Here is a 24941-nt window from a genome sequence, read left to right as displayed (position 1 = left end):
GAGTGGTGAGCCCCCGTGTGAGCCTGCCCGTCCTAGGACTGCGCGAGGACCCGCGGGTCGGCGGGGCGCGGAACGAAGACCGGGGAGTCCGACTGGTAGAAGAGGTCGATGTCGGCCTCCTCACCGCCGACGATCAGGGTGTCCCAGGCGCCGCTCTCCCGCAGGGTGCGCAGGGTGGCGGGGGCGATCGAGGCCAGGTGCGAGCGGAGTTCCGCGTCCGTGGGCAGCCCGGGCAGCCGGGACGCCAGGCGTTCGCGGATCCCGGCCATCCGGTCCAGCAGCGCCTCCAGATCGCTCCCGTCCGCGGCAGCGGCACCGGCAGCGACACCGGCAGCGGCACCGGCACCCGACCCCGCACCGGCCGCGGTACCACTGCGTGCCGCCTCCGCACTGCGCGCGATGATGTCCTTGATGGCGCGGGTCACGCCCTGCTCGTCGGTGGTCACCATGGCGTTCCACGCCCGGCTCTTGTGCCGGTACTGGAGCATCGACATCGCTGCCTCGTGCCGGATGAAGTCGGCGTCCCGCAGCGGCCTGCCCTGCCAGGCGCGGCTGAGCGAGCGGGCCAGCGAAGTGGCGGAGGCGAGGCCGCTGTTGAGGCCCCGGCCCGGCCAGAAGTGGATGGCGTTGGCCGCGTCGCCCAGCAGGAACCCGTAGGTGCCGGGGCTGGTCGCGGTCGGCCGGTGCAACTGCGCGGTGAACCGGGGGCGCTGGACCATGTCCAGCCGGAACGAGGTGATCGCGGACAGGTCGTCCTCCGCCACCCCGAAGAGGGCGAGGCCCTGCCGGATCTCCTTCCACAGCGGCGAGCTGCGCAGCAGTGCGGGCAGGAAGAGGGTGCCGTGGGTGGGGCAGCGGAACTCGTTGTCCTCCTCCTGGCGGCTCATCAGGCAGGGGCGGGTGGCGATGCACTCCTCGAAGACCTGGCGGACCGGGTCGATGCCGATGACGTTCTTGGCCTCCTCCCGGGTGAGCCGCATGTTCAGGAAGCCCTCGCCGCGCAGCGAGTTGAGCAGGAACCGGTTCTGCGACACGGTGAGCAGCACGCTCATCGGGTCCGGCAGCTTCGACTTGACCCTCAGGCCCAGGACGATGTCCTGGAGGTGCTCGCCGTCGAGGGAGTAGATCGAGGCGTCGGCGGCGCCGAAGCGGTCGGCGTAGTGCTCGCGGGTGCGGGAGCGGCCGCCCTCGCTGACGACCAGGACGTGTTCCTGGGCGAGCCGGCTCTGCTGTTCCTCCACGTCGAAACGGCGGGGGACGAGGCGGATCGCCGGCCGCCTGTTCGCCAGGTCGAGCAGCCGGTCCTCGATGTGGGCGATCCTGATGTTGCGCGGCGGGCGGCCGTCGACCGAGTCCGGGCCCACCGGCCACATCTCGGAGTACGCGCCGGCGTCGTCGAACAGCGCGTCGAGCACCTCCTCCGACAGGGCCAGGTACTGCCTGCTCTGGACGGTCACCACCTGCTGGCGGCGGAAGTTGCCCTGGGTCTCGTCCTTCCAGACGACCGCGGAGCCCTTCCTGGTCCAGCGCCCGTCGTAGACGGTGATGGCGGTCCGGCCGGGCAGCATCTCGTCGAGGGCCAGGGCGAAGGCCAGGCCCACCGGGCCGCCGCCGGTGACCGTGACCCGCAGCGTGCCGGGGTCCGTGGTGCTCGCCCGGGGGATGTCCAGGAGGGAGAGGTCCATGACCGTCTCCATGGCGTCCTGCCCCTCGTAGAGGAAGGTTTCGTCGCCGATGCGGATGCAGTCGTTCGGGCGGAGTACGTGCCGGGTGACGCGCTGCTCGTTGACGAACGTGCCGTTGCGGCTGTCCCGGTCGTAGAGGACGAACCCGGCGTCCTCCGCGAGGATCTCGGCGTGCAGTCGGGAGGCGCTGGGGCTGACGATCACGACGCCGTTGTCGCTCTTGCGCCCGAAGCTGAGGGGTTCGTCGCCCAGAACCACGCTCTGCCCGGTGAAGGGGCCCGTGCGCCCCACGATGACAGACGACACTCGACACTCCTTGATGACGACGCGGCTGAAACTGCTCGTACGGGACAACACGTCGTTGCGGACCTGATCGGTTCAACCTCTTTTTGGAATGTTCCGCGCACTCTTGAACCGGGCGTCCGCTCTGCACGTGATGTGTGCGTCGGCCGACGATCAGAGGGAGACCGCCGCCATGCACAACGAGGAATCCGAGACGGTGACGGAGACCGCGCTCGCGGCCACCGGTGCGGCCACCAGCGCGGCGACCGCACCGGGCACGGACACGGCCGCCACCGTCGACACGACCGCGGCCACCACCGCGGCCACCACCGCGGCCGCACCGGGGGCGGCGGGCGGGGAGCGGTTGATCGCGGGCCGCTACCGACTGCTGTCCCGGCTCGGCGAAGGCGGTATGGGCACCGTGTGGCGGGCGCGCGACGAGACCCTCCACCGGGAGGTCGCGGTCAAGGAAGTACGGGCCCCGGCCGGCCGGCGGGCCGACGACATCGCGCGGATGTACAGCCGGCTGGAGCGCGAGGCGTGGGCGGCGGCCCGGATACCCGACCGCAACGTGGTCACGGTCCACGACGTGGTCATGGCGGACGACCGGCCCTGGATCGTGATGGAGCTGGTCCGAGGGCAGTCGCTGGCCGATCTGCTGCGGGTCGAGGGGCCGCTCACCCCGCGGCACGCCGCGCACATCGGCGCCGAGGTGCTGAGCGCGCTGTGCGCCGCCCACGCCGTCGGCGTGGAGCACCGGGACGTGAAGCCGGCGAACGTGCTGCTCGCCGAGGACGGGCGGGTGGTCCTCAGCGACTTCGGTATCGCCACGGTCGAGGGCAGCACCGCCCTGACCATGACCGGCGAGGTGGTCGGCTCCCCCGAGTACCTGCCGCCGGAGCGGGCGTTGGGCCGCCCCTCGGGCCCCGAGTCGGACCTGTGGTCCCTCGGCGTGATGCTGTACGCGGCCGTGGAGGGGATCTCCCCGTTCCGCCAGGACACGGCGCTGAGCACCCTGCGGGCCGTGGTGGACGAGGAACCGCCGGCGCCGGTCCGGGCCGGCCCGCTCGCCCCGGTCATCGCCGGACTGCTCCGCAAGGAACCCGCCGAGCGGACGTCCGCCGCCGAAGTCGCGGCGGCCCTGCGGGACATCGCCCACGAGCCGGACGCCACCACGACCGCCGCCCGCGTCCTGCCGCCGCCCGCGGAACCCGCCACCGCGGCGGCGGCGCCGGCCGCGCGGCCCGCGGAACCGGCCCCGCTCACACCCGCCGCACCTGCCGCGCCTGCGGCGCCCGCCACGCACACCGCGCCCGCCGCGCCCGCCACGCACACCGCGCCCGCCGCCCCGCCCCGCAAGCGCCGTACGACGACCCTCGTCGCGGCTGGCGCGGCCGCCTGCGTCCTGACCGCCGCCGCAGTGGTCTACGCCGTCACCCGCGACGACGAGGACACCGGCCCCGGTACGGGCGTACGGGTGTCGGTGGCAGGCGCGAACACGACCTACACCGGCACCTGCCCGACCCCCGAGGGGCGGGCGCCCGCGTTCACCGCGACGTTCACCGCGCCCGAGCCGACGCTGATCTCCTACCGCTGGGTGTCCGGCGACGGCTCGGTGGTGGACCCGCACTGGCGCACCATGTCGATCGGGGACAAGGCCAACCCCACCGGGCACGACACCGTGCGCCTGACGACCTGGGCGAAGACCGGCACCCTGACCACCGGGATGGCCGTGGAACTCCAGAGCCCCATCCGCACCACCTCCAACCCGGTCCCCTTCTCCATCACCTGCACCGGCTGATCCCCCGGCCGGCGCGGCCAGGTCGCGCCGTGGCGGTGCGCGACGCAGGCGTCAAGGAATTCTTGACAAGTCGGCCGCGTCAAGGTTTCCTTGACGCATGTTGATCTTGAACTCGAAGGACCGGCACCGGGACGTCTTTCCCGCCACCACCTCGATGGCCGCTGTGCTGCCGCTCGCTGTGAGTCTGCCGGCCGTGACGGTGACGTTCGGCGACCGGTTCGGCACCTTCGTCACCGTCGCCCTGATCGTCGGGGGCCTCGCACTCATCGCCTGCACGGCCGGCCTGGCCGCCCGGGCGGCGGCCCGCAACTCCGCCGAGCAGGCGCGCCGCGACGAGGCCGTCCTCGACGCCCTGGAGCCCCTTGCCGGACTGCGCCGATGAACGACGAACCCCTGCTCCACCCGGCGGAGATGGATCGGATCCGGGAAGGAATCGCCGCAGCCGTCCTCGGTGCCCCCGAGGGGCTGGCCGACTCGCTCGAACACGACGCCCACGGGTACCTGCGCCTGGTGGACGCCTCGCGGGTCGGTGCCGAGGAGGCGAGTCGACTGCTGCGCGAGGCGGTCCAGGGTGCCAGGGCCGCCGGCCACAGCTGGGACACGGTGGGTCGCGTCCTGGGCGTGAGCCGTCAGGCCGCCCAACAGCGCTTCGCGGGCAAGGCGCGCGCGGGGGCGGGTCCGTCGGCACCGCTGGCCGCGGGACCGAACGCCCCGAAGCGCCGCACCCTCAGCGGGTTGACCGCGTTCAACGAGATGGCCGCCCTGGAGGAGGCCGGCCGCGACGGCTGGCACATGGTCGGCTACGGCCCGTTCTTCCACGAGGTGGAGGCGTCCGGTCACCCCTGGGAGCACTGCCGGGTCACGCTCCCCTCTGTCGCGCGACACCGACGGATGGAATCGGAAGGATGGATTCCGGTCGGCGCGGGATGGTTCCCCTGGCGGTACTACAAGCGACCCGTCGACCCCGGCGCCTAAGACGCATCTCATTTGGCGTGCTGTGTAGGCTGTCGGTCGTGGCGGGGATTGTTGAGCGGCTGGTGCCGGATGAGCTGTGGGCACTGTTCCAGCGGGTGGTGCCGGAGGCGCCGTCGCGGCCTCAGGGCGGTGGCCGGCGTCGGCATGGTGACCGGGAGGTACTCGCTGCGATCGTGTTCGTCGCCACCTCGGGCTGTACCTGGCAGCAGCTGCCCGCGGCATCGTTCGGGCCGTCGGGGGCGACAGCCCACCGGCGCTTCTCCGAGTGGACGAAGGCCAGGGTGTGGGCCAAGCTGCACCGCCTGGTCCTCGACGAGCTCGGCGCCCGCGGCGAGCTGGACTGGTCCCGCTGCGCGATCGACTCGGTGAACATGCGGGCCCTGAAAAGGGGGACAGGTCCGAATCCTGTGGACCGGGGCAAGTTCGGATCGAAGATCCACTTGATCACGGAGCGGGCTGGTCTGCCCCTCTCCGTCGGAATCTCGGGCGCGAACCTGCACGACAGCCAGGCTCTCGAGCCCCTCGTTCGCGGGATACCGCCCATCCGCTCCCGCCGCGGGCGCCGACGGCGCAAGCCCGCCAAGCTCCACGCCGACACAGGCTACGACTACGCCCACCTGCGGACATGGTGACGCGAACGCGGCATCACACACCGCATCGCCCGCAAGGGCATCGAGTCATCGCAGCGGCTGGGCCGCCACCGCTGGACCATCGAACGCACCATGGCTTGGCTCGCCGGCTGTCGCCGACTCCACCGACGCTACGAACGCAAAGCCGAACACTTCCTCGCCTTCACCAGCATCGCCTGCACCCTCATCTGCTACCGCAGACTCGCCAAATGAGATGACGTCTTAGAACTGCCCGCCCAGCTCGTCGATCACGACGACTGGCCGAACTGGCTGCCCGGCAGCGACGGAGGAGTCGTCCCCCTCGGACCATCCCGCACCGTCACCGCCCTGCGAGAGGCCCTCAGTACCGCCATGGAACACCTGGAACGCCGCGCCTTCCTCACCATCTCCGGCACCGCACTCACAGCCCTGGCCGCCGCCTGGGCCGTCGGTGGAGGATCCGCGTTCGCCGCGCAGCTGGAAGGCGGCAAACTCGTCGGCGACGACACCGTCACCGTGCTCGAAGACACCATCCGCCAGCTCAACGGCCTCGTCACCGAACAGCGACAGCACGTCACTGCCCTGCTCGACGCCCATTTGGGAACCGTTACCAACTTGATCGCCAACGGCCGCTACGACCGCGCCACTGGCCTGCGCCTCCACACACTGGCCGCCTCGCTGGCCCAGACCGTCGCCTGGCACCGCTTCGACCACGGACACCACACCGCCGCGGGCAAGCTCTGGATCGCCGGCCTCCACAGCGCCCACGCCAGAGGCGACCCCGACCTCGGCGCCGCCATGCTCGGCGACCTTGCTTACCAGGCCGCTTGGCGCAAAGACCACACCACCGCCGCCAGCCTTCTCCAACACGCCCTCACCCCGCACCGAACACCCAGCCGCCCGGTCCCTCCTCCACCTCCGCCTTGCGCGGACCCTCGCCACCCAAGGCGACAAGCGGCCGGTCCTACGCGCGCTGGAGGCGGCAGAGCACCATCTTGGAGCGGCTACCGGACGCCCTCTGCCCGCCTGGTGTGCGTGGATGTCCCAAGCCGACCTCGCCGTCGATTCCGGCCAAGCTCTTCTCGACCTTGGTGAAACCCGGCAGGCCCACCAACTCATCTCCGAGGGGCAGGCGCTCCTGCCCACCTCCCGGGACAAGACCAGCGGCGTATTCCTCACCTACCAGGCCGCCAGCCACATTCCATCGCCCGTACCGTCGGCGGCATCGTCCCGATGATCCCCGAGGGCCTGGTACTGCTGACCTCCGTCGCCTTCGCCATCGGCGTGATCCGGCTCGGCCGCAAGCAGTGCCTGCTGCAGGAGCTGCCCGCGATCGAGGGCCTGGCCCGCGTCGACGTCGTCTGCCTCGACAAGACCGGCACCCTTCATACCGAGGGCGGCATGGACGTGACCGAGCTGCGCCCGCTGGGCGGAGCCGACCCGGACCACGTGAAGAAGGTGCTCGGCGCGCTCGGCGAGTCCGACCCCCGCCCCAACGCCAGCCTCCAGGCGATCATCGAGGCCTACCCCGACAGCGAGGAGTGGCGCTGCACCGAGTCGCTGCCCTTCTCCTCCGCCCGTAAGTACAGCGGGGCCAGTTTCAGCGAGGGCAACGGCGGGAACTCCGTCTGGCTGCTGGGCGCCCCCGACGTCCTGCTGCCGGCCGGTGACCCGGCCCTGGCGGAGTCGACGGCCTCAACGAGCAGGGCCTGCGCGTCCTGCTCCTGGCCCGGGCGGTACGCGAGCTGGACGACGCCGCCGTCGCCACCGGGGCTGCCCGGCCCGCCGCGCTGGTCGTCCTGGAGCAGCGGCTGCGGCCCGACGCGGCCGACACCCTGCGCTACTTCGACGAGCAGAACGTCCACGCCAAGGTCATCTCCGGCGACAACGCGGTCTCGGTGTCGGCCGTGGCCGGCAAGCTCGGCCTGCCGGGCGCCGAGAACACCGTCGATGCCCGCCGGCTGCCCGGCGAGCCAAGACGGTCTACTCCGTCCTGCTCGCCGTCCTGGTGGTCTGCTCGCAGGTGGAGTACCCCTTCCTGCCCCGCCACCTGACCCTGCTCTCCACCCTCACGATCGGCGTCCCGGCCTTCTTCCTGGCCCTCGCACCCAACAAGGAACGGGCCAGGCCGCACTTCGTGAAGCGGGTCATGCGGTACGCGATCCCGGGCGGGGCGGTCGCGGCGGTGGCGACCTTCACGACGTACCTGATCGCCCGCGCCCACTACGCGGGCGAGGGCGCCCTCCAGGCCGAGACCAGCGCGGCGACGCTGACCCTGTTCCTGACCTCGACGTGGGTCCTGGCGATCATCGCCCGCCCCTACACCTGGTGGCGCGTGGCCCTGGTCGCCACGATGGCCCTGACCTTCCTGGTGGTCCTGGCGGTCCCGGCCTTCCAGCGCTTCTTCGAGCTCAAGCTGGAGGGCACGACGATGCCCTGGGCGGCGGTGGGCATCGCGGCCGCGGCGGCCACCCTGATCGAACTCACCTTCCGCTGGGTGAACCGGCGCTTCCCGGCGTGACGGCCCGCCCGGCCCTCCAGAGGACGAGGCATCCGAGGAGCTCCGCGACGCAGGCGCAGGTGAGGAACAGTACGGCCACGGCGGTCCTGGCGTAGTCGATTTCGAATCCGTAGTTGAGGGCGAAGTACGCAGAGTAAGCCATGACCGTTCCCAGCACGTTCAGAGCCGTCAGGCTTGCACAGCTCCAGAACACCGAGCGGCGTCGAAGAACCGCGGCGCCGCGCCACGCCCGTACGGCCAGCACCGTGTTCACGACCATGCTCAGCAGCAGCCCCGGCCAGACCAGCACGCCCGAAACCCCCTGGTAGAAGGCGTCCCAGAGGTAGAACCCCATGTCCGGGCCGGACGTCAGAAGAGTCACGAAAGCTGCCGCCAAGAGCGCCGCCGCCCATGAGAAAGGCCAGTACGGCATGGGACGCGACGGGGGAATCTCGGCCACCAGGGTTCGGCCCTTGCCCGCCCGGGTCCCGACCTCGACCACGACCTGGACCGCTGCCATCCCCGTGGCGGTGCGGACCGTCACCGTGCCCTGGTGATGTCCCTGCCCGGGAAGCCCGGCCGCCTTCACCTTGACCCCGCGCTCGTCGGGCATGGGCTCTGCCTTCAGCCAGGAGGCATCTGTCGTCACTTCGAGGCGGAAGCGCGCCACGGGTGGACCTTCCACGGTGATCACGGCCACTGGTCCGAGCGAGTTCAGGGGCACTGCTCCGAGATCCAGCATCCTCGGAGCGACGCGGGGTCCCGCCGAACGCCTGGCCCTTTCGGCTCTGGCCGCCACGCGGCGGCTGTCGTCCCGGAGCAGCTCGTCCAGCGTCGTCACGGCCGTGAGGGCCAGCCCGATGTCGTCGCCCTGCGCCATCGATTCGAGGTCATCAATGATCCAATACCGGCTTTCGGGGTCGTCCGACTGGACACGGGTGACCACCTTCGGTGGGAGCTGCGTGGACTCGGTCCGCCGTGCCGGGGCGCGGGCGATGGGGAGGTCGCGGCCATGGGCGCCGAAGACCCACAGCCGAGGGGTCTGGTGGGGCGTCAGTTCGCGTACCTCGTCGCACACGTATTGGTGAAGCTCGGACACGCCGACCTCGCCGTTGCCGTCCAGATCGGCGTTGCCGCTGCGCAGCCCCTTCACCACCGAGCGGGTGAAGAAGGACGGCTGCAGCCCTTCCGCGGCCTCGTCGTGGTGGCCGTCGATCGCGGTCTCGACCGCGCCGCATGCGGCCAGCACCGCCCGCCCGCGCTGGCTCGTATCGCTGATTCGCTGGAGGTTCCGGAAGCTCTCGCCCACGTGCGGATCCGGATCGGCCCGCGTCAGCAGCCCCAGCCCCCGGTCGAACGCCCCGGCGTAGCAGCAGTCGAGGATGACGACCGCGCGTCGTGCCTTGCTCGCCAGCATCAGACTGCTCACGTATTCCGCCGGTACGGCAGTCGAACGGAGGCGGTCGCACCGGGTGTCAGTGGTCGCGAGGAAGAGCGTGCCGGCTTCGTCCTTCACCCCGTGGCAGGAGAAGTGCAGCAGGAGAGTGTGGTCCGAGGAGCGGTCGGCGAAGAAATCCTCGACCTCCTCGCGGAGTTTCTGACAGCTCGGGTCCGAGAGCTTCTCCACGTCGAAACCGCCGACGGCGGGGTCGCCGAGGACCTCGGCGAGGGCCACGGCGTCCTGCGGCGGGGCCCGCAGCGCGGTGAGCTTGCTGTCGCCGTAGCTGCTGGTGACGACGACGAGCGCCTTCCTGCGCGACTCAGTCACCCTTCACCTCCGGTGCGCCGTCGCCGGCGGAGGCGGCGCGCAGCCACGCATCGATCAGCCTGCGCTGCTCGGCGTCGTCCACGTCGGTCAGGCTCAGGCGGTGGTCACCGATCTTCAGGGTGATGTCCGAAGGACTGGAGCCACGTTTTCGCCAGTCGCCGACGACGGATACGACTTCCTTCAGCAGGTTGATGGCCGGGGGCAGCGTGACCAGCAGTACGTTCGCCAGCTCCAGGTTCCCCGCCCGGCTGCCGGGGGGCGCGGGTCCCCCCTCGGCGCGCTCGACGCTGTCGACGTCCAGTTCCAGCAGGTCCCGGCGGAGGACGTCCACGTCCTGCGTCAGCGATTCGATGTCCTCATCGGACCGCTGGACCTCGATGCGCAACCGTTCGGCCATGGGTCATCGCTCCGCAGCGTCGTCGTACCTGCTGCCGGACTGCCCCTCCCTTCCATTCTGCATCGTTTCGGGGAGGGGACCAGTCGGTTCGGGAGGTCAGTCGAACCAGCGGTCGCTGGCCAGTTCCGCCGTGCGGGACGGGTCCTCCAGGAGGGCGGCGACCTCGAAGCGGCGGGGCCATTGGCCCGCCGACCAGGCCAGGCCCGCCGCGACGCCTTCCAGGGTCGCCGCGTGGAGCGTGCCGTCGGGGGTGCGGCGCCAGTCCAGTTCGACCCCGCCCGCGATCAGCTCCTCGTGCTCGACGTACGTCGCCGGGGCCGCCGGGCCCAGCAGTACCCGGACCGCCTCCGGGACCTCGTGCTCCTCGCCCGGCGTGGTCACCTCCGCCGGGACCGTCTCCGACAGGCGCCGCACCTGGAGCAGATCGGCGAGGTCCGCCGCCCGGGCCGGGGCGACCGGCAGGAGGGGCAGGCCGGCCGTCAGCGGCAGCAGGTCGGGGGCGTCCGCGACCACCGCGTCCGCCGCGTCCACGACCACCACCTCGCCCCCCACCACCGCGCGCAGCTCGTCGGGCAGGGTGACCTGATCGGGGTCGAGGTCGGCCAGCGCCCCGTACAGGGCGTGCAGCTGGCGGCCGGTGACCTCGCGGTCCGGGTCGGCCAGCCGGCCCAGCAGCTCGGCCGCCCCGCCCGGCTCGTCCAGCAGGGCCGCCACGGACGAGCGTACGCCCAGGGCCCGCAGCACCTGCTCGTCCTCGAAGCCGGTGACGGCGGCGGAGGTGTAGAGGCCTTCGAGCAGCGGGTCCCCGCCGGCCGCGCGCAGGCCGGCCGGGCGGCGGCCGTCCAGGACCGGGTGGTCGCGCAGCCACCAGTCACCGACCCGGCCCGGCAGCGGGCCCTGTGGCGCATCCGCGAGGACGCCGCCGGGACCGCGACCAGGACCCCCGGCGGGGGCGAGGCGTGGCCCGGGTGGGAGGACTGCGCGGTCCCGCCAGCCCGGCTGGACGAGAACCTGCGCTTCGCCGTGCTGCCGATGGCGCAGCCCCTCGCCCGGGAGGTGGCGCGCTGCGTGGGCGTGGCCTCGTGCCGTACGACGGCTGTCGGCGGGCCGGGGGTGATGTCCGTCGTACCGGGTCACCCGCGAGGAACGGCACTCCACGCGGGGCCGGGCCCGGCTGCTGCACGAAATGCTCGCGGGTGAGGTCGTCACGGACGGCTGGCGCTCGGCGGAGGTGGCAGACGCCTGGAGGTATCCGGCGGGTCAGTATCTGGTTCGATGAACGGGATCTCCTCCGGAATATTCTTCTGGGGAATGGCTGCTTTCGTCCTGGGTGCGCCTGTCGGATTTCTGGGCAATCTGGCGCGAATGCCCGGCTTTGGCGGCCTCCCGTTCCGGCTGATCGTTCCGCTGATTGCTTTCTGCGAGACCTCCATGCGGCTCGCTGTCGAGGCGCACGGCCAAGGCCCGGTGGTCGCAGTGACGTGGCATGCGATTCGCGCCGCAGCGGTCATCGTCGCTCTGGCACTCGCGGGCCACGCCCTCTGGAGCTGGAGGCGCGCGCGGCGCGATCACTCCGAGGTCTCGGACACGTACGACGCCAGAGGCAGCCGCGCGTTCGAATAGCGCAGCAGCACTCCCGACGAACCCCGGAGTGCTGGGGCCGCCGCCTGACCTCCCAGCCGGACGTCCACTCCACGCCCACGCGGCCAGCCCATCCTCGTCCACCTCCCCGGCACCACATAAAGCCTGGTCAAGCGGCTCGTCGGTAGTCCCGCACCCCCCCACAAGCGCGAGCTGGCACCGCAGGGGGGGCGGCCGGTGTGGCACTGGTCGCGCCCCCACCCCCTGTGCCTACGCTGGAAGGGTCAGAGAGAGGACCACCACGTGCACAGCCGCAGCGGGAAGGACAGCCCGGGCATCGAGGTCGACGCCCGCGGCGACAGGGCCGTGGTCCGCCCGTACGGCGAGATGGACATCGCCCGCGCTCAGGCCTTCCGTCAGGCACTGTTCGAGGCTCTGGCCGGCGAGCCGCGCCTGAGCGACGTGGTGGTCGATCTGCAGCACTTGTCCTTCTGCGATTCCTCGGGTCTGAACGTCCTGCTGGACGCCCGGACGGCGGTCGCCGCAACCGGCCAGAACCTCTACCTGGCCGCCCCCCGGGAACAGTTCCTGCGGCTGCTGGAATTCACCGGCACCAAGCACCTGTTCACCATCGAACCCGCGCCCCCGTTCTGAGGGAGGGCCCTCTCCACGAGGGCTTCCCCGGGCTGCCTTCCTCCTTGGCGGGCGCGCCCGGGCCCGCGTCGCCCCTCCCGCGGCTGAGCGGGTGGAGCGGTTCGGCCCGGACCGGACCGGCCCGGCCCGGCCCGCCGGACGTACTCAACCGGTGACGCGCGTGTAGGTGAGGAACATGGCGCCGCTCCGGAGGGCTGCGTGGTCGGTGAGGGCCCAGGCGGTCGGGTCGAAGGCCGCGTTGCGGGAGAACAGGGGGATCCCGTTGCCGATCGTCAGCGGGGCGAGTTTGAGGATCAGTGTGTCGATCTCGGCGTACAGGGCGCCTGCCAGCTCCGCTCCGCCGATGAGCCAGATGCCTTTGCCTTCCTGCCTTTTGAGTTCGCGGACGGTGGCCGACGGGTCGCTGGCGACGATCTGGACGGCCGGGTCGGGGCTCTCGGCCAGGGTCCGTGAGAAGACGAGGTGGCGCAGGTGGGGGAAGGCGTCGGTGGTACCGGCTGCCAGGCCGATCCCGTAGCTGCGTCGGCCTTCGAGCACGGTGTCGAAGTGCGTGCCCGGGGCCGTGACCGACAGGGCCTGCCTGGCTTGGTGCGGCAGGGTTTCCGGGTATTCGGCGACGAGGTGCTCGACGTAGTCCGCAGGTACGGGCCAAAAGCCGTTCGGTCCGGTGGGGTCCGCGCCGTCCGGCCCGGCGATGAAGCCGTCCAGGGTTGCGGCGGCGAAGTAGGTGAGTTTGCGCAAGGAAGGGAAGCCTTTCACCAACAGAGTGGGGGAAGCGTCAAGGTCCGCCGCGGCGTCCGCGCGAGCGATGCGACCATCGCCCCGGCTACGGTGACACCCTTTGGGCGTCGCTGAACGCCGGGGTGCTCGCAGGCTGGGGGCGGCGGCCCGTGGCAGAGGCGAAGCCGAGCCAGGTGTGGCGGTTGTGCCACCAGCACCAGCCGACCTTGGGTGCGTTGCGTCGCTCACGGCCGTCCCGTCCCGAACCGTTGCTGATCCAGATCGCCGGGGTGCGGGCGTCCAGCGCACCGTTGGCCTTGCGGAGCCGCGAGCCGATGGTCATGAAGCAGTGGTTGCGCTCCAGCACGGCGGGCTGCTGGAGCAGCCAGTGGATGCCCTCGGTGAGCACGAGCGGGGTGCGGCCCTCCCCGGTGAGGGCGGGGAGGGCCTCGTCCGGGCTCCAGTTGGCCATGTGGTCGCCGCGGTCGGGGCCGGTGACGAGGTAGAGGGGCGCGTCGGGCAACTCGACGCCGTGCGGCGCGAACTGGTCGACGTCGGTCATGTCGTCGACGACGAAGCCGGGCTTGCCGCCGTGGCGGAGCAGCGGCGCGAGGGCGGAGGCGGGTGCCCGGTCCGGGTGGACGGCGAGCAGTACCTCGTCGTCATCGCTGCCGCTGTCGGCCGCGAACGCCCGGAATTCGGCGGCGGACATCCCGGCGAGCTCGGGCACACCGAGCTCGATCAGGCGCTCGGCCTGGGCGGCGAGTGACGGAAGCGGAGTCACAGCGTCACCGGAACGGGTTTCGGGCATGGGTACGGTACTCCCTCGGGGCGTGATCGAAGCAGTGGACGGTTGGGGGCGAGCCGAATCCGGGGTTGGACGGGGTTCGCTAGCGGCTCAGGTCCCGGAACCGCTTGACCGCCAGCGGGAGGAACGCCGCGATCAGGGCCACCGGCCAGGTCACCGCGAGCAGTTCCGCGTGGGTCGCGGCCCACGAGCCTCCGTCCGCGCCCGGGTTGCCGAAGAGGCCGCGCACCGCGGTGGCCGTCGCCGACAGCGGGTTCCACTCCACGATCGCGCCCAGCCAGGGAGGCATCGATCCGGGCGCGGCGATGGCGTTGGAGAGGAAGCTGACCGGCCAGACCAGGATCTGTACCGCTTGTACCAGTTCCGGTTTGCCCGCCACCAGCGCCAGGTGGATGCCGATCCACAGCATCGCGAACCGCAGCAGCAACAGCAGTCCCACCGCGCCGAGGAAGGAGGCGAATCCGTTGTGCCAGCGCCAGCCGATCGCGTATCCGACCGCGATCATCACGGTCAGGCCGACCGCCGACTGCAGCATGTCGGCGACGCTCCGGCCGACCAGGACCGCGCCGGAGTTCATCGGCATCGAGCGGAACCGGTCGATGACTCCCTTGCCGAGGTCCTGGGTGACCGAGAGCATCGTCGCCTCAAGGCCGAAGGCCATGGTCATGGTGAGCATGCCGGGGACCAGGTAGGCCTTGAAGTCCCCGTCGACGCCCCGTCCGCCGCCGATCAGGTAGCTGAACATCAGCAGCATCATCACCGGGAAGACCAACCCGACGACCACCTGGGCGGGCTGGCGCGCCCAGTGCGCCAGCTCGCGCCTGGTCATCGTCCATGAGTCGGAGGCCGCCCAGCTCAGCCGCGAACCCGTGCCGTGCGTCGTGCTCACGCCGAGCGTCGCACCCATGCGCTGTCCTCCTTCGTCAGGTGTATGAAGACTTCGTCGAGCGTCGGTCGGCGCACCGCGATGTCCTGCGCCTCGATGCCGGCCGCTTCCAGTGCTCGCACGGTCTCGGTCAGGGCTGACATGCGGTCGGTGACCGAGGCGCTGACCATCCGCCGGTCCTCGTCCACCACCGGCTCGCCGGGCAGGAGGGAGGCTGCGCGCGCCAGCTGGGCCGTGTCGTGCAGGACCACGTCGATGCGGTCGCCACCCGTCGTGGTCTTCAGCTCGTCCGCCGTGCCCTCCGCGATGACCCTCCCGTGGTCGATCACTGCGATCCGGTCGGCCAGTTGGTCGGCCTCCTCCAGGTACTGGGTGGTCAGCAGGACGGTCGTGCCGCCTTCCACGAGTGAGCGCACCGCGTTCCAGACCTCCGTGCGGCCGCGGGGGTCGAGTCCGGTCGTGGGCTCGTCCAGGAAGAGCACGTGCGGCTGGGAGATGAGGGACGCCGCGAGGTCGAGCCGCCGCCGCATACCGCCGCTGTACTGCTTGACGGCCTTGCTGCCGGTGTCCGCGAGCCCGAACCGGGCCAGGAGCTCGTCGGCCCGGGCTGCGGCGCGGCGCGCGCCGAGACGGTGGAGCCGGCCGAACATCTCCAGGTTCTGGCGACCGCTGAGCTCCTCGTCCACGGCGGCGTTCTGGCCGAGCAGCCCGATCCGTGAGCGCACCTCGTCGGGCCGGGTCCTCACGTCGACTCCCGCCACCTCGACCCGACCCTCCTCGGGACGCAGCAGCGTGGACATGATGCGTACGGCCGTGGTCTTACCGGCTCCGTTGGGCCCGAGGATCCCCTGGACGGTCCCCGCTCGGACGGTGAGATCGAGGCCGTCGAGGGCCTGCTTGTGCCCGTACTTCTTCCGCAGGCCCTCGACGACGATCGCCGGATCGTAGTCGGACAAAACGCCCTCCCTCCCTATGGTCAAACTTGACTAGCCGGCTCCAAGGTAGGGCACCCGGACTCATTAGTCAAACTTGATTACATGGCAAGGTGTGCCCGCCCGCGCATCTAGTCAAACTTGGATAGCACTAGGCTAGTCAAAGTTGTCTTGAAGGGAGACACCCATGTCAGCGATCCGGCTGCTGGTCCTCGGCGCGGTCCGCCAGCACGGACGAGCGCACGGCTACCAGGTGCGCAACGACCTGGAATTCTGGGGCGCCCACGAATGGTCCAACGCCAAGCCGGGCTCGATCTACCACGCGCTCAAGCAGATGGCGAAGGAAGGCCTCCTCATGGCCCACGACGTCGCGCCGAGCACCGTCGGCGGTCCGCCCCGTGTCGAGTACGAGATCACCGACCAGGGCACCGAGGAGTACCTCACACTGCTCCGCCAGGCGCTGACCTCGTACGACCAGAAGATGGACGTGCTCTCAGCCGGCATCGGATTCATCGTCGACCTGCCGCGGGACGAGGCCGTCGCGCTCCTCAAGGACAGGCTCAAGGGACTTGAGCAGTGGCGAACCTCGGTCACCGAGTACTACACGCCGGAGAACGGGCCCGAACAACTCGGGCACATCGGCGAAATCATGAACATGTGGGTGCACTCGGCCGACAGCGAAGCGGAATGGACCCACGGCCTGATCGGGCGGATTGAGGGCGGTGCGTACACCTTCGCGGGGGAGGGCGAGCCCTTCGTGGGAGTGCTCGCGGAGGGCGAACCGAACCCGTACGCCACGGGACCCCACCCCGAGGACCTTCGCTAGTGAACCGCTAGGAGTGCTCGGCGAAGCTCCCCCTTACACGGGGGAGGGCCGATCCGGCCCGGTCCCCGTACCTGCGGGTGACGGTTGAGGTGGCCGGATCGGCCCTCGCGACGAGACCCGTGCGCTACCGGGTGGCCCCGAAGGTCCACACGGCACGGTCGCCCGGGCCGACCACGAGGGTCGACTGGCCGATGCGTTCCTCGTGGCGGTGGAGCACGGGGTGGTTGAGGGACATCTCGACCTGCCGCAGTCCGGCCTGCTCGCGTGCGACCGTGTCCAGGCGGATGGTCGTACCGCCGCCCCGTGCCACGACGCTGCCGTCGGAGAGCTCCCGCACGGTGAAGCCGCCCGCCCTGAGCAGGGGCACCGTGTTGGCCAGGTCGCGTGCGGTGACCCCGAGGCGGATCGAGGTCACGTCCCTCATCAGGTGGTCGCGGTAACCGTCGGACAGGTACCGCTCGCGGCCGACGTCACCCGGACAGGAGGCCGGCTCGGTGTTGCCGCGCGGGTCGGCGAAGTACTCCGGCAGGTACTCCATGCCCCAGGCGCCGAAGGCGTCGTACTGGCCGGTCGTGAAGACGGCGTCGAACCACGGGACCGGCAGCCCGTCGCCGAAGTCGCGGGTCTGGCGGAAGGTGACCGGGTTCGGCACGCCCTGGTCGCGCAGGCGCGCGGTGACCGTGGCGAGGTCGCCGGACCGCTCGGCGGACACCCCCATCCCGCCGGCCCCGAGCGTCCCGTCCTGGCCCGGGACGTCGCCCACCCCGAACAGCTCCAGGTAGGTTTCGCGTCCCATCAGGTACCGGCCGGTCCAGGTCTCGCCGCCCGAGCCGGTCGTGGTGCGGACCTGGAAGTTGGCGAAGGTCCGCAAGTAGGCGGAGTGCTCGACGGCGTCGGCGGTTTCCCGGTCGAGCACCCCGTAGGCGTGGTTGTAGAACAGCAGTTGACGTCCTGCCGGCGACCTCTCCTCCTGCGCCGAAGCGGTTCCTGCGGCACCGCCGACCAACCCGGTCAGTGCCACGGCGAGGGCCAATAACACGTGCACTACACGACGAAGCGACATGCGGGCGATCGTAGGCCGCGCGGCGCGCATCCACCGCCCATTAAACGGCGCAGGGCGCATCCGGGGTGAGTGGAGGAGCCGCGGTCAACACGCCGGGCCTGCACTGATCGCCCGCCGTCCGCAGCCCCTCGTCCGCCGGCGCGCCCGGTTGCGGTCGTCGGTTCGACGGCGAGGGCCGCGGTCACACGGTGGCCCCGGTGCGTTCCTGGGTGCGGAAGGTGCGGCGGTAGGTGTCGGGCGGAACGCCGACGGTGCGGTTGAAGTGCCGGCGGAGTGTGGTGGCGGTGCCCATTCCCGTGGTGGTGGCGATGGCGTCGATGGTGGCGTCGGAGCCTTCCAGGAGTTCCTGTGCGTGGCGGATGCGTTGGGTGTGGAGCCATTGCAGCGGGGTGGTGCCGGTGACGGTCTTGAAGTGCCGGGTCAGGTGGCGGGAACTCATGCGGGCTTGCCGGGCGAGGTCCTCGACGGTGAGGGGTTCGTCGAGGCGGGCCAGGATCCAGGGGAGGAGCTCGGCCAGGGGATGATTGCCCGGGGCGGGAACGGGCGTACGGACGAACTGGGCCTGGCCGCCGTCGCGGTGGGGAGGGACGACCAGCCGGCGGGCGATGGTGTTGGCGATCGCGGTCCCGTGGTCCAGTCGGACCAGGTGGAGGCACAGGTCCATCGCTGCGGCCTTCCCCGCGGAGGTCAGGACACTGCCGTTGTCGACGTACAGGACGTCGGGGTCGACGGTGACGCCGGGGTGGCGGCGGGCCAGTTCGCCGGTGTGGGCCCAGTGCGTGGTGGCGCGCAGGCCGTCGAGGAGACCGGCGGCGGCCAGGACGAACGCGCCCGTGCACAGGGACACGACGCGTGCCCCCGCCTCGTGGGCGGCGCGTACCGCGTCGACGAGTTCGGCCGGCGGGTCGCGGTCGACGTCGGCCCAGCCCGGCACGATCACGGTGTCGGCGCGCGCCAGCCCGTCGAGTCCTTCGTCCGGCTCCAGCCGGAACCTGTCCACGACCACCGGTCCCGACCCGCACACCGAGAACCGGTACCAGGGATCCACCAGATGGGTCAGGTCCGAGCCGAAGACCTCGCAGGCCAGGGACAACTCGAAATGGAGCATTCCGTCGGTGACGGCCAACGCGACGCTTCGCATGTCGGGAAGTGTACGCGCCGTGTCGTTCCGGACACTGGTGGGGGTGGAGCGGCCCCGGCCAGGATGGGGCCCGTCACAGCGAGCCGGCCCGCCGGGAGAAGACGGCGGAGCCGGATCGCACAGCACGTACGAGGCAGGGGAGCGGTTTCGTGAACGACACGGCGCACAACACGGTGACGGTCTACGGCGCGTACGGCCACACGGGAAGGTTCGTGGTGGCCGAGCTGGCAGCCCGCGGGTACGTGCCGGTCCTCGCCGGCCGCGACACCGCGAAGCTGACCGCCCTGGCAGACGCGACCGGGCACGGGTTCCGCCCGGCTCCGGTCGACGACGCAGCCGCGCTCGACCGGGCGCTGGACGGAACGGCTGCGGTGATCAACTGCGCTGGCCCCTTCGCCTCGACGACCGGCCCGGTGATCGAGGCGGCCCTGCGGGCCGGGATCCCGTACCTGGACGTGGCCGCCGAACTCGAGGCCAACCTCGACACCTTCGCCCACTACGCCGACCGGGCCCGCGAAGAGGAGGCGATCGTCGTTCCGGCGATGGCGTTCTTCGGGGGCTTGGGCGACCTTCTGGTCACGGCCGCGATGGGGGACTGGACCCACGCCGACGAAGCCCACATCGCCTACGGCCTGAGCGACTGGCACCCCACCGCCGGAACCCGCCTGTCCGGCGCCGTCTCCCGCGAACGGCGCGGCGAGGCCCGCCTGCGCTACAGCGGCGGCACCTGGCAGCGCCGCACCGACAGCCCGCCCACCGCCGAATGGCCCTTCCCCGCCCCGATGGGCCCTCGCCCGGTCGTCACCGAGTTCACCATGGCCGACGTCGTCACCGTCACCGACCACCTGTCGATCCGTGACGTCCACACCCACATGGCCGTCGACGCCGCCCGGGACATCGCCTCGTCCGACACCCCCACTCCCGCTGCCACCGACGAGTTCGGCCGCTCCGACCAGACCTTCCTGGTCGACGTGATCGTCCGCTCCGGCAGCGTCGAGCGTCGCGCCGTCGCCGAAGGCCGCGACATCTACGCCGTCACCGCGCCCCTGGTGGTCGAAGCCCTCGACCGTGTCCTGACCGGACGGATCCGCACCACCGGTGTCGCCTCCGCCGGCCGCATCTTCGACGCCCCCGACTTCCTCGCCGCCCTCGCGCCCCACGTCACCGTCAACGCTGACGCCTGACGCCTGACGCCTGACGCCTGACGCCTGACAGCCGTCAGGCGATGGCGCCGGGGCCGAGCGCGCCGAGCTCAGGCCCGTCATGGCTCGGACATCACCCGTCCACTGCCCCATCACGACGAGGGGACCACACCATGACCAGACGAACCACGACCGCACCGGGCGGCGGCACCTTCCTCAAGACCGCGACAGCGCTGCAGACCCTGACCCTCTTCTTCCAGTCCGTCACCGCGGGCATGCTGCTGACCTCGCCCCTCGCCGGGGAGGTGCACCACGTCGGATCGCGCGTGATGTACGGCGCGTCGATGCTGTACGTGCTGGCCGCGATCCTGGCCTGGCGCCCAGGCGGTGGATCACCCCGCCCCGTCCTGTACGCCACCGGCTTCCTCCTCCTCGCCTCGGCACAGGTCGTGCTGGGCATCGCCCACCTGCCATCGTTCCACGTCCCCCTGGGCGTGGTGATGTTCGCCCTCAGCACCCTGGCCCTTGTTCGGGCGCTGTCCCCGCGCGTGCTGCTGCGTCCCGCTGCCGGGCAGTAGCCGCCGGGTGAGGGGTGACGCTGTCTCAGTTCCGCATGTTCTGGTGACGGTGGGTGCCGGGCCGCGGCCAGCCCTGGTCAGCCGCCGGCGCCGTGGTTCCCGCGGGCCCGCCCCCCGGCCCGGGGCTGCTCTCGTCCGGTCTGCCCTACAGCAGGTGTGGTGGGGGGATGACGAGGACGACGGCGATGAGGCGGGGTCTGCTGCGGGGCATGCACTGGGTCTCGAACCATCCTCCGGAGGGGAGTGCGTGCCGTTGGGCGGTTCCGGTGGTGCGCGAGCCGAGCCCGGTGGGGTCGATGCCGAGGTTGGCGAGTTCGGTGATCTGGTCGGCGATGGCTCTGACCTCGTCGCGGACCTGCTTGGGGTAGCCGATCTCGTCCTCGGCGTGGAAGGCGTACTCCCACACCCACAGGTCGTCGCTCACCAGGCAGCCGGGCCTGCGGTGGGGATGCCGGCCTCGGCGGCGGCCTCGCGACGGATCCGGCTGATCTCGGCTGCGAGCTTGCGCGCCTCGTCCAGATCGGTCACCTGCTCGACCCGTACTTGGAGGTCGTGGAGGCGCTCGGCGGTCTCAGGGTGCCGGACGATGGCCACCTCGACGGCCCAGGCCTCGGTGAACGCGCGCAGCGGGATGGCGGAGACCTCAGTACGGGCGCGTTCGGTGCTGGCGGCCCGGTCCCGGTCGAAGTCGGGCAGCAGATGCGGAGCGATGTGGGCCAGGACGGCCCGGATCGCCTCGGCCTGCACCGGGGGCTGGGGGACGTCGGGCATACGGGGGGCGGGGTGGCTCATGCTGCTGCGCTCTTCTCCCGGGCTCGGTAGGCGACGGCGAGCGTGGAAACGTATTGGGCGGACCATCCAGCGTGCCGGGCGACGGCCGAGGCTCCGCCCCGGCCGCACTCCTCGGCGACACGTACGGCGGTCGCGTTCAGTGCACTGCGGGCTTCTTCCACGGCGCGCACAGCGCTCTCCAGCACCTTCAGGGCGCGGTCGAGGTCGTTCTTCTGGGCTTCACTGAGCAAAGCCTGAGGCGCGCGCGTACGGGCCGGATCGGTCATGCCACCAGTCTCTCCTCCTCCATCCTTGACTTCCACCCGGACTTGAAATCAGGCTGGGGCGAACTGCGATCCAAGGTTCCGTGTCGGCGAGGTTGATGTCCTGGCAAGCACCCGCAGAGGTGCTCCCTAAACCTTCACACCGCCGCCCGAGCCCGTGGTTCGACCGGCGCACCTGGCCGGCGGCGGGAGACCGTCACCCCCCGGCTGCCTCGGCAGGAGCCGTGGCCGTGGCCTCGGCAGGAGCCTCGGCACGAGCCTCCGGAAGTGCCTTCAGGCGGCTGACCGGTGAGACGAGCAGCCCGAGGACGACGGCGGCCGAGGCGGTTGCCGCCACCACCAGCGCACCGTGGGCGCCGAGGCGGCCCGCCAGCAGGCCGGCCGCGAGTCCCCCGAGCGCGCCGCCGCCGAACAGCAGCGTCCGGAACGCCGCCGTCATCCGGCCCGTCATCGACTGCGGGGTCAGCGTCTGGCGGAGGCTCACGATGATCACCCCCGCCACGCCCAGGCCCAGGTACGTCGTGAAGAAGGACAGTACGAACATCGCCAGCATCAGCGGCCTCGGCCCGCCGGCCAGCACGATGAGGGTCGGGCCGAGCAGCAGGGCCGACTGCGCGACCAGGTACACCCGGCCGAGGGGGAAGCGGGCGATGACCCGGCGGGAGACCAGCGAGCCGATCAGCCCGCCCACCGATGCCGTGGCGAGGACGGCGCCGAGGGTGGACGAGTCCAGGCGGAGGTCGTTCGTGCCGTAGAGCAGGAACATCGTCCACGTCGTGATCATGGAGAAGTTGCAGCAGAATCCGACGAGCGCGAGCGCCCGCAGCACGCTGTTGCCCATCACCCACCCGAGCCCGTCCCGGAGTTCGCGCAGCAGGTGCCGTTCGGCGGCCGGCTTCGGGCGGGGTTCGCGCGTACGGATCAGCAGCAGCGACAGGACGGAGGCGGCGTACGAGCAGGCGTCCACGACGAGTGCGACCGGTGCGGTGACGGCGGAAACGAGGACGCCCGCGAGGCCCGGCCCGGCCACGTCGGCGGCGGAGGAGCTGGTGCCCATCTTGGCGCTCGCCTCGACGTAGTGCTCGGGTGTGCGGACGACCGTCGGCACGTACGACATCCAGCTGACGTCGAACACCACCGACGCGACGCCCACGGCGCAGGCGATCACCAGCAGGATCGTCAGGTCGAGGACGCCCCACCAGTACAGCAGCGGCACCGACCCGATCAGCACCAGCCGGACGGCATTGGCGCCCAGCATCACCGGCCGGCGCCGCACCCGGTCGGTCCAGACCCCGATCAGCAGGGCCAGCCCGAGGTACGGGACGAGCTGGAGGAACCGCAGCAGCCCGACCTGCTCGTCGGTGGCGCCGAAGGCGCCGATGGCGGTCAGCGGCAGGGCCAGGTTGGTGACCTGGGTCCCGAGCAGCGACACCGTCTCGCCGAACCAGAACTTCATGAAGTCGCCGTTGTGCCAGAGGCTCCCGTGTGGCCGGTGCGTCTCCGACGGGGCCGGGGCCGGGGCAGCGGTCGCGGGGCCGGCCGGGGCCGGGCTCCCTGGGCTCACCGGGGGCTCCGCACCAGCTCGGCGACCGCCGCGGCGACCGCGTCGACCTCGCCCTCGGTGTTGTAGTAGTGCGGCGACAGCCGCAGGCACCAGTCCACCTCCTTGTCCCCGAAGTCGAACTGCGCGAACTCCCGGAAACTCAAGGCGGAGTTGATGCCGCGTGCGTCCATGGCCGCCTTGAAGGGCTGCGGCTGCCAGCCCTCCACCGCGAAGGTGACCAGGGCGGCGGGCGCCGGACCCCCGTCCAGCGTCCGTACGCCCGCCAGCTCGGCGAGCTGCCCGCGCAGCCGGGCGGCGAGCGCCGGGGTGCGCCGCGAAACCGGCTCCAGGCCGACCCGCAGGGCGTAGCGGACGGCGGCGGCGCAGCCCAGCACGGTGGCGTACGGGAACTCCCACTCCTCGAAACGGGCGGCGGTGTCGACCGGGCGGTAGGCGCCGGGGGCTGTCCAGCGGGCGCCGTACATGTCGATGAACAGCGGCTCGTACCCGGCGTCCAGCAGCCGGTCGGAGACGTACAGGAAGCCGGAGCCGCGTGGTCCGCGCAGGAACTTGCGGCAGGTGGCGGTGAGCAGGTCGCAGCCGATCTCCTCGACGTCGATCGGGTACTGGCCGACGGACTGGCAGGCGTCGACGAGGTAGAGCAGGTCGAGTTCGCGGCAGTGCCTGCCGATCTCGGCGACCGGCTGGACGAGGCCGGAGTTGGTCGGGACGTGCGTGGCGGCGACCAGGCGGGGGCGGTGGGTGCGCATCAGGCGGGCCATCGCCTGGACGTCGACGCCGCTGCCGTCCGGGTGGTCGGGGGCGTGCACGATCCGCACGCCGTGGCGGCGGCGCAGGGCGAGGAAGGCGATCTGGTTGGAGATGAAGTCGTTCCGCGTCGTCAGCACGACGTCGCCCGGCCGGAAGTCGATCGCCGAGAGGGCCTTGGTGTAGGCGTGGGTGGCGCTGCCGGCGAAGGCGATGTTCCGCGCGCGGGCGCCGACCAGTTCGCCGATCGAGGCGTGGAAGTCGGCGATCTCGGCGGCGCGGGCGGCGGAGGCCTCGTAGCCGCCGATCTCGGCCTCCAGGTGGAGGTGGTCGAGCATCGCCTGGAGCACCGGTCGGGCGATGAGCCCGCAGCCGGCGTTGTTGAAGTGGATCACCGATTCGCAGCCGGGGGTATCGGCCCGCAGGGCGGCGAGATCAAGGAGCGGTTCTGCCGACGCGTCGAAAGCGCTATTCTGTATTCTCATGTCTGACAGTAGCAGTACTGAGGTGCTGACGGCCATCCTGCGGGCGGAGATCGCCGCCCTCGAACCGGGCGACCGGCTGCCCAGCAGCCGGGAACTGATCTCCCGTCACGGCGTCGGCCCGGTCACGGTCTCCCGCGCGATCGCCCTGCTGGCCGCCGAGGGCATGGTCGTCACCCGCCCCGGCAGCGGCACGTACGTCGCCGCCCGACGCCCCGGGCCGCAGGAGGGCCCGGCGGACACGTCCTGGCAGACGGTGGCGCTGGCCGGCCGCGCCTTCGACCCCGGCGCCACGAACGGCCCCGCGGAGGAACCACCGCCCGGCACGATCGCGCTCTCCGGCGGCTACCTGCACGAGAGCCTCCAGCCCGCCCGCGAGCTCAGCGCCGCGCTGGCCCGCGCCGCGCGCCGCCCGGACGCCTGGCACCGCGCCCCCGTCGCCGGCCTCGCCCCGCTGCGGGCGATCTTCGCCCGGCAGGCGGGGAGCGGCGTCAACCCCGAGGACGTTCTGGTCACCGGCGGCGGCCAGGGTGCGCTGTCGATGCTGTTCCGCGCGCTGGCCGCCCCCGGCAGCCCGGTGCTCGTCGAGTCGCCCACGTACCCGGGCGCCCTCGCCGCCGCCCGGGCGGCCGGCCTGCGCCCCGGGGGGGGGGCGCCCGCGGGGGGGGCGGGCGCCGCCGGCGCGCCGGAGCGCGCGCGCCCCCCCACAGTGGGGGCCGCGGGGCGCGGGATCCGCGCCCCGCCCA

General features: G+C 71.7%; 25 protein-coding genes and 4 pseudogenes. 13 read left to right on the top strand and 16 right to left on the bottom strand.

Features of this window, described 5'->3' with window-relative positions; genetic code table 11:
• Nucleotides 1-32: 32 nt before the first annotated feature.
• Nucleotides 33-1991 carry an FHA domain-containing protein gene (locus ACFVGY_RS06175; protein ID WP_385671759.1) on the bottom strand — a complete coding sequence of 653 codons (1959 nt, stop codon included), beginning with the start codon at nucleotides 1989-1991 and terminating at the stop codon, nucleotides 33-35.
• Between the two features lie 169 nt (nucleotides 1992-2160).
• Between ACFVGY_RS06175 and ACFVGY_RS06170 the strand changes: the two genes are divergently transcribed.
• The 4 genes and pseudogenes from ACFVGY_RS06170 to ACFVGY_RS06155 all read left to right on the top strand — a co-directional run bounded on the left by ACFVGY_RS06170 (nucleotide 2161) and on the right by ACFVGY_RS06155 (nucleotide 5585).
• On the top strand, nucleotides 2161-3768 hold the full coding sequence (locus tag ACFVGY_RS06170; RefSeq protein ID WP_385671756.1) for a serine/threonine-protein kinase: 1608 nt from the start codon (nucleotides 2161-2163) through the stop codon (nucleotides 3766-3768).
• 97 nt (nucleotides 3769-3865) lie between these two features.
• Nucleotides 3866-4150 (top strand): hypothetical protein, encoded by a 285-nt coding sequence (locus ACFVGY_RS06165; RefSeq protein ID WP_385671753.1) that lies wholly within the window; start codon nucleotides 3866-3868, stop codon nucleotides 4148-4150.
• Complete coding sequence (locus ACFVGY_RS06160; protein ID WP_385671750.1) at nucleotides 4147-4743, top strand: hypothetical protein; 597 nt, start codon at nucleotides 4147-4149, stop codon at nucleotides 4741-4743. The genes ACFVGY_RS06165 and ACFVGY_RS06160 overlap by 4 nt, the downstream gene beginning before the upstream one ends.
• 47 nt (nucleotides 4744-4790) lie before the next feature.
• Nucleotides 4791-5585 (top strand): annotated as a pseudogene (locus ACFVGY_RS06155) (IS5 family transposase).
• Nucleotides 5586-5594: 9 nt separating this feature from the next.
• Here ACFVGY_RS06155 and ACFVGY_RS06150 read toward each other — a convergent pair.
• On the bottom strand, nucleotides 5595-6221 hold the full coding sequence (locus ACFVGY_RS06150) for a hypothetical protein (protein ID WP_385671747.1): 627 nt from the start codon (nucleotides 6219-6221) through the stop codon (nucleotides 5595-5597).
• Between the two features lie 169 nt (nucleotides 6222-6390).
• Between ACFVGY_RS06150 and ACFVGY_RS06145 the strand changes: the two genes are divergently transcribed.
• Together ACFVGY_RS06145 and ACFVGY_RS06140 are read left to right on the top strand one after the other, a co-directional pair.
• On the top strand, nucleotides 6391-6588 hold the full coding sequence (locus ACFVGY_RS06145; RefSeq protein ID WP_385671745.1) for a hypothetical protein: 198 nt from the start codon (nucleotides 6391-6393) through the stop codon (nucleotides 6586-6588).
• Nucleotides 6552-7872, top strand: a pseudogene (locus tag ACFVGY_RS06140) (hypothetical protein); the annotation flags it as partial. The gene ACFVGY_RS06145 and the pseudogene ACFVGY_RS06140, both read left to right, overlap by 37 nt.
• Here the strand turns inward: ACFVGY_RS06140 and ACFVGY_RS06135 are convergent.
• From ACFVGY_RS06135 to ACFVGY_RS06125, 3 genes and pseudogenes are all read right to left on the bottom strand, one after another.
• A complete protein-coding gene (locus ACFVGY_RS06135) occupies nucleotides 7835-9619 on the bottom strand; it encodes a caspase domain-containing protein (RefSeq protein WP_385671743.1) in 1785 nt (594 codons plus the stop codon). The pseudogene ACFVGY_RS06140 and the gene ACFVGY_RS06135 overlap by 38 nt on opposite strands.
• A complete protein-coding gene (locus tag ACFVGY_RS06130; protein WP_385671740.1) occupies nucleotides 9612-10016 on the bottom strand; it encodes a hypothetical protein in 405 nt (134 codons plus the stop codon). Before ACFVGY_RS06130 ends, ACFVGY_RS06135 begins: the two co-directional genes overlap by 8 nt.
• A 96-nt stretch (nucleotides 10017-10112) precedes the next feature.
• A pseudogene (locus ACFVGY_RS06125) lies at nucleotides 10113-10886 on the bottom strand (molecular chaperone Hsp90); the annotation flags it as partial.
• Between ACFVGY_RS06125 and ACFVGY_RS06120 the strand changes: the two are divergent.
• From ACFVGY_RS06120 to ACFVGY_RS06110, 3 genes and pseudogenes are all read left to right on the top strand, one after another.
• A pseudogene (locus tag ACFVGY_RS06120) lies at nucleotides 10788-11259 on the top strand (FAD-linked oxidase C-terminal domain-containing protein); the annotation flags it as partial. The pseudogenes ACFVGY_RS06125 and ACFVGY_RS06120 sit on opposite strands and share 99 nt — an antisense overlap.
• A 68-nt stretch (nucleotides 11260-11327) precedes the next feature.
• On the top strand, nucleotides 11328-11639 hold the full coding sequence (locus ACFVGY_RS06115; RefSeq protein WP_385671737.1) for a hypothetical protein: 312 nt from the start codon (nucleotides 11328-11330) through the stop codon (nucleotides 11637-11639).
• A gap of 261 nt (nucleotides 11640-11900) precedes the next feature.
• Nucleotides 11901-12251: an STAS domain-containing protein gene (locus ACFVGY_RS06110; RefSeq protein WP_385671734.1), complete on the top strand. Its 351-nt coding sequence runs from the start codon at nucleotides 11901-11903 to the stop codon at nucleotides 12249-12251.
• 144 nt (nucleotides 12252-12395) lie between these two features.
• On the opposite strand, the gene ACFVGY_RS06105 is transcribed toward ACFVGY_RS06110, so the two are convergent.
• The 4 genes from ACFVGY_RS06105 to ACFVGY_RS06090 all read right to left on the bottom strand — a co-directional run bounded on the left by ACFVGY_RS06105 (nucleotide 12396) and on the right by ACFVGY_RS06090 (nucleotide 15621).
• Nucleotides 12396-12992 carry a dihydrofolate reductase family protein gene (locus tag ACFVGY_RS06105; protein ID WP_385671732.1) on the bottom strand — a complete coding sequence of 199 codons (597 nt, stop codon included), beginning with the start codon at nucleotides 12990-12992 and terminating at the stop codon, nucleotides 12396-12398.
• An 85-nt stretch (nucleotides 12993-13077) separates the two neighbouring features.
• Nucleotides 13078-13782, bottom strand: a complete 705-nt coding sequence (locus ACFVGY_RS06100; RefSeq protein ID WP_385671729.1) for a DUF5701 family protein — start codon at nucleotides 13780-13782, stop codon at nucleotides 13078-13080.
• Nucleotides 13783-13861: 79 nt separating this feature from the next.
• Nucleotides 13862-14686 carry an ABC transporter permease gene (locus ACFVGY_RS06095; protein ID WP_385671726.1) on the bottom strand — a complete coding sequence of 275 codons (825 nt, stop codon included), beginning with the start codon at nucleotides 14684-14686 and terminating at the stop codon, nucleotides 13862-13864.
• Nucleotides 14665-15621 (bottom strand): ATP-binding cassette domain-containing protein, encoded by a 957-nt coding sequence (locus ACFVGY_RS06090; protein WP_385671723.1) that lies wholly within the window; start codon nucleotides 15619-15621, stop codon nucleotides 14665-14667. Before ACFVGY_RS06090 ends, ACFVGY_RS06095 begins: the two co-directional genes overlap by 22 nt.
• A gap of 163 nt (nucleotides 15622-15784) precedes the next feature.
• Here ACFVGY_RS06090 and ACFVGY_RS06085 point away from each other — a divergent pair, with 163 nt between their 5' ends.
• A complete protein-coding gene (locus ACFVGY_RS06085; protein WP_385671720.1) occupies nucleotides 15785-16423 on the top strand; it encodes a PadR family transcriptional regulator in 639 nt (212 codons plus the stop codon).
• A 124-nt stretch (nucleotides 16424-16547) separates the two neighbouring features.
• Here ACFVGY_RS06085 and ACFVGY_RS06080 read toward each other — a convergent pair whose 3' ends face one another.
• Nucleotides 16548-17486, bottom strand: coding sequence for a DUF5829 family protein (locus ACFVGY_RS06080; RefSeq protein WP_385671717.1), 939 nt, complete (start codon nucleotides 17484-17486; stop codon nucleotides 16548-16550).
• A 181-nt stretch (nucleotides 17487-17667) separates the two neighbouring features.
• Nucleotides 17668-18627, bottom strand: coding sequence for a helix-turn-helix domain-containing protein (locus tag ACFVGY_RS06075; protein ID WP_385671714.1), 960 nt, complete (start codon nucleotides 18625-18627; stop codon nucleotides 17668-17670).
• 149 nt (nucleotides 18628-18776) lie between these two features.
• Here ACFVGY_RS06075 and ACFVGY_RS06070 point away from each other — a divergent pair, with 149 nt between their 5' ends.
• The gene (locus tag ACFVGY_RS06070; RefSeq protein ID WP_385671710.1) at nucleotides 18777-19811 is read left to right on the top strand and encodes a saccharopine dehydrogenase family protein; all 1035 of its coding nucleotides are present in this window, start codon (nucleotides 18777-18779) and stop codon (nucleotides 19809-19811) included.
• A gap of 131 nt (nucleotides 19812-19942) precedes the next feature.
• A complete protein-coding gene (locus ACFVGY_RS06065; RefSeq protein WP_385671707.1) occupies nucleotides 19943-20347 on the top strand; it encodes a hypothetical protein in 405 nt (134 codons plus the stop codon).
• 145 nt (nucleotides 20348-20492) lie between these two features.
• On the opposite strand, the gene ACFVGY_RS06060 is transcribed toward ACFVGY_RS06065, so the two are convergent.
• From ACFVGY_RS06060 to ACFVGY_RS06040, 5 genes are all read right to left on the bottom strand, one after another.
• Complete coding sequence (locus ACFVGY_RS06060; protein ID WP_385671704.1) at nucleotides 20493-20771, bottom strand: hypothetical protein; 279 nt, start codon at nucleotides 20769-20771, stop codon at nucleotides 20493-20495.
• Nucleotides 20768-21139 (bottom strand): hypothetical protein, encoded by a 372-nt coding sequence (locus ACFVGY_RS06055; RefSeq protein WP_385671701.1) that lies wholly within the window; start codon nucleotides 21137-21139, stop codon nucleotides 20768-20770. Before ACFVGY_RS06055 ends, ACFVGY_RS06060 begins: the two co-directional genes overlap by 4 nt.
• Nucleotides 21136-21405: a hypothetical protein gene (locus tag ACFVGY_RS06050; RefSeq protein WP_385671698.1), complete on the bottom strand. Its 270-nt coding sequence runs from the start codon at nucleotides 21403-21405 to the stop codon at nucleotides 21136-21138. The genes ACFVGY_RS06055 and ACFVGY_RS06050 overlap by 4 nt, the downstream gene beginning before the upstream one ends.
• 193 nt (nucleotides 21406-21598) lie before the next feature.
• Nucleotides 21599-22858 (bottom strand): MFS transporter, encoded by a 1260-nt coding sequence (locus tag ACFVGY_RS06045; protein ID WP_385671695.1) that lies wholly within the window; start codon nucleotides 22856-22858, stop codon nucleotides 21599-21601.
• A 104-nt stretch (nucleotides 22859-22962) separates the two neighbouring features.
• A complete protein-coding gene (locus ACFVGY_RS06040; protein ID WP_385671692.1) occupies nucleotides 22963-24198 on the bottom strand; it encodes an aminotransferase class V-fold PLP-dependent enzyme in 1236 nt (411 codons plus the stop codon).
• Between ACFVGY_RS06040 and ACFVGY_RS06035 the strand changes: the two genes are divergently transcribed.
• The coding region (locus tag ACFVGY_RS06035; protein WP_385671690.1) for an aminotransferase class I/II-fold pyridoxal phosphate-dependent enzyme at nucleotides 24197-24941 on the top strand (745 nt) is incomplete at its 3' end. The two genes, ACFVGY_RS06040 and ACFVGY_RS06035, sit on opposite strands and share 2 nt — an antisense overlap.

Source organism: Streptomyces sp. NPDC127106 (genome assembly GCF_042677605.1).
Taxonomy (GTDB): Bacteria; Actinomycetota; Actinomycetes; order Streptomycetales; family Streptomycetaceae; genus Streptomyces.
The sequence above is the reverse complement of the archived record's forward strand: the minus strand, read 5'-3'. Positions and strand labels throughout refer to the sequence as shown.